Annotated in this window: 4 protein-coding genes; 1 reads left to right on the forward strand and 3 read right to left on the reverse strand. The window is 64.5% G+C overall.

The genetic code is table 11. From position 1 onward, the window contains the following. Positions 1 to 553: 553 nt before the first annotated feature. Positions 554 to 1,024 (forward strand): hypothetical protein, encoded by a 471-nt coding sequence (locus tag G3N93_RS36415; protein WP_027792230.1) that lies wholly within the window; start codon positions 554 to 556, stop codon positions 1,022 to 1,024. A 172-nt stretch (positions 1,025 to 1,196) separates the two neighbouring features. Here the strand turns inward: G3N93_RS36415 and G3N93_RS36420 are convergent, their stop codons facing one another. From G3N93_RS36420 to G3N93_RS36430, 3 genes are all read right to left on the reverse strand, one after another. Then, complete coding sequence (locus G3N93_RS36420) at positions 1,197 to 1,883, reverse strand: DUF429 domain-containing protein (protein WP_206135182.1); 687 nt, start codon at positions 1,881 to 1,883, stop codon at positions 1,197 to 1,199. Positions 1,884 to 1,892: 9 nt separating this feature from the next. Further along, entirely contained in the window at positions 1,893 to 2,417 is a 525-nt protein-coding gene (locus G3N93_RS36425; RefSeq protein WP_021161966.1) for an HD domain-containing protein, read from the reverse strand. Between the two features lie 121 nt (positions 2,418 to 2,538). Further along, positions 2,539 to 3,651: ATP-binding protein (locus G3N93_RS36430; RefSeq protein ID WP_374196542.1), on the reverse strand; the 1,113-nt coding region annotated here is incomplete at its 5' end.

Consider the following 3,651-nt stretch of genomic DNA (forward strand, 5'->3'; position numbering starts at 1 on the left):
AATATGAATTGCTTCATAAACCTGACTTACTTTAGTGTGAGACTCTTGATACTTTCGCTATCTGATCCGAGGATCAGCTCGCTTCCATCAAGCGCCCACACTTATCGGCTGTTAATTTTTAAAGAGCGTTTCTGCGAGGAACTTCGTGTTTCTCAGCAGCGCTGCGTTTTCAGCAGCAGAGAAGCGAGATTATGAACCGTGTTTCGCATTTCGTCAACAACTTTTTCACTACATCGTTGCGACTGCGGGGCTCAACTTCCAGGCCGGTTGCGCGCTTCAGACTCCAGCACACCGCCAACCCTGCTTCCCTCTTCCGCGCCGCGTTTCCGTTAGCGCGAAAGAGGCGTGATTCTAAGCACCCGCCCCCAACTACGCAAGCCCCTTTGTGAAAAAAATTTGAAAAAGCCCCCGTGCGCTGACGCGCACGGGGGCTTGGGGCTCGACGGGCCGCGCTTCGCAATGCGCGCCATCATCCATTGATGTGACGTATGTCGCTCGTCCCTCTATATAGGTGGTCGCGGAATGGCGAAGGAATCGGGTGCGGTCGAGTATCATGCCGCGACCGAACCACGCACTCATATCCACGATGGACAGCACCACTCAACCCGGCGACGCCGACCTTCGCGACGAATATGCAGCGCTGCGCGAGCGCGCCATCATCCTGGAAGAACAGGCGCCGCCGCTTCTGCAACGCATCTCGGATGTATTGCCGCGGATCAGCGGCGAATCCGAACTGGCGGACGAGCACCGCGAGCGACTCGTCGGCGCGCGCAACGCAGCGATGGTCTCGATCGAAAACTATCAGCAGGCGATTCCTTTCCTGCAGACGGCCGACTCGATCATCGAGCAACTGGACAAGACGCCCGAGCGCGACGAAGACATCGAGTGGCGTGAATCGCTGCTGCAACGGCTCGACGAGCTGATCGACGTCGCCGTCGTAATGATCGACGATGCCGAAGGCTACTTCGAACAGGCACAAGCCTGCGACCTGTCCAGCGTGCCGAAAGCCATCCTCGAGGATTAAGTCACGCCGCCCGGGATCGCATCGCGCACCGGCTTCATGTCGCGTGCGCCAGCCATCCCGATGCTTGCCGGCCGAAAGTTGCAGCCCGAGACGCCTTAGTCGTCACACAGGCCCCCCCTCCCGCAAAAGCTCACCTTTTCCCTGCGCTGCTCGCTCGGGATGCGCGACGCTACTACAGTGCGTCGAGAACGATCGTCTCGCTCACGATCGGCACGCGGATATATCCGCCCTCCGCATCGCCATATGCGTGCGCATTCCCGTCGATGACGCATTGCGCCGTCAACGCGCAAAGAGTCGCGTCGCGCGCATCGACGGACTTCAACGTCGACACGTCGACTCCCAGTCGCTCCAGCAATTGCCGGCGCTGGCTGCGTTTCTGCTTCGCCGATGCGACGTCCCTACCCAGCATCGCGCAGGTAATCGCATACGGATAGGTTTCGAAGCTCGTGCGTCCGCCTGTATAGCGAGGGTCGGTCAGCAACGGATACGCATCCGCGAGCGCGCGGTAGACACGCTCTCCCACGAACATCCAGTCGAAGAAGCCTGACGTGCTCGCGACCGCCTGCTCCCGCGACGGCGTCGGAAAGCACGAGATCCGTTCGCGCGCGAGCGCCTGTTCGGCCGCCCGACGCCCGCTCCCCGTCCACCACAGGCTCGGTGCGTCGACACCCACGGCCACGACGTCATGGGCGAGGCACAGTGCAGGCACCGCCTCGGGTGCGATCCGCTCCTCGCGGCAGACGACCATCTGTCCGCGCAGGATCACGAGATCGCATTGCTTCTTTTCGCCGCCCACATCGACTCCCGCCACGGCCTGCAATTGCCGCGCGGCGGAATCGATGGATCGAGCCGATCGCATGCGGGCGCCTCAGTCCGCCGGCCGTGCGTCGTACGCGGCGTCGAAGATCGCTTCGAGGCCGGGATGCACGCCGCGCATCGGGTCGACGACCGACTTCGCCCAGTCGAAGTACGCCTGCTTGCGTTCGAGCGGCCAGTCCGCAGGCGGGTGCCGCGCGATGTCGCGCAGGTTGCAGATCTTGTCGGCCAGCTTCACGAGCTTCGCGCGCCGGCTGATGGTCGCCGCATGCTCGACCTGTAGGCGCTTGCGCTCCTCCTTCGGCAACGACTTGTCGTCGGTGACTTCCATCACGATGTCCGCCACGTCCTTGCCGAACAGCCGCAGCAATTCCTGCTCGGTCGTCTCGGTATCCTCGACCGTGTCGTGCAGCACGGCCGCGACGATCACGCGCTCGTCCTCGACGCCGGCCTCGTTGGCCAGCACGTCGGCAAGCGCGATCGGATGATTGATGTACGGCGACGCTTCTTCATCCTTGCGTCGCTGATTGCGATGCTTGTCCGCCGCGAACGCAATGGCGGCTACCAGCTTTTTCATATTCACCCCTCGTGTGGCCAGACCCGCGACCGACAGAACCGGCCGCGTGCATTTCGGAACCGCACATACTACCTGTACGCGATGACCCTGCCCGTGCGCCGGCCTCCCCGCATGCACCGCATCACGCACCCACCGGCGTGCGCTGCAACTCGACCACGTTGACCCGCGCGCCGAATACGTCCCTCACGAGCGGCAGCAGGTGGTCGTGGTGCGTCAGGAACAGCACCTGGGTTCGCGTCGACAGATCGCGCAGCGCATCGAGGCCGGCCTTCGCGCGCGCATCGTCGAAGTTGATGAACAGGTCGTCGGCCACGAACGGCAGCGCGGTCCGGCTGCCGAGCTGCAGCTCCAGCGCCGCGATCCGCAGCGCGAGGAACAACTGGTCACGCGTTCCTTCGCTCAACCCGGCGACCTCGACCGATGCGCCCTTCGTCCGTCGTGCATATAGTGCGGGCGGCGTCCGTTCGGTATCGACGGTCAGCCGCGCGAATTCACCCAGCGTGAGCCCGGCGAAAATCTCACCCGCGCGCCTGAGCATCGGCCCCTGCTTCTGGTCGCGATAGCGATCCGTCGCCCACTTCAGCAACCGGCTCGCCGTGGCCGCCTCCAGATACTGTTCGGCTGCATCGCCCATCGCCGCCAGCGCTTCCTGCCGTTTCGACTCGGCAACGGCCGCATTCGCCTGGCCGTCAATCGCGCCGAACGCCTGATCGGCCACGACCTGCTGCTGTGCAAGCTCGTTCAGCCGCTTGCCGACATCGCCGAGCGACTGCTTCACCGCTTCAAGGTGCGCCGGTACGTCGGCGATGTCCTGCTCCGCGACCTCCGCTTCGACGGCGGACCGGGACAGGCCGTCACCATCACGCACCAGTGCCTCGTGCGCGGCATCGACCGACTGCCGAAGCTGGCGCTGGCGATCCGAACGCTCGGCCAGCGGCAGCGCCGCGTCGATCGACACTACGCCGGCCAGTTGCAGCAGCGGCTGGATGCGTGCATCGGCACCCGCCACCGCGGCGGCCGCATCCGCGACCTTGCCGTCGGCCTGCCGCATGGCATCATCGGCACGACCGATCGCACGCGCAATTTCCCGGGCAGTCGAAAGGCGCATCGTGAGCCGGCGCGCGACGTCCGGCCAGTCGCCGCTCGTCAGCCATTCCGGCGCGAGCGCTTCGGCAAGCCGCCTTGCGCCGGCCTCGAGCGCGGCCAGCTCGGCGCGGATCGCGGCAATCCGGTT

The sequence above is a fragment of the Burkholderia sp. Se-20378 genome, assembly GCF_017104665.1.
GTDB classification, from domain to species: Bacteria; Pseudomonadota; Gammaproteobacteria; order Burkholderiales; family Burkholderiaceae; genus Burkholderia; species Burkholderia lata.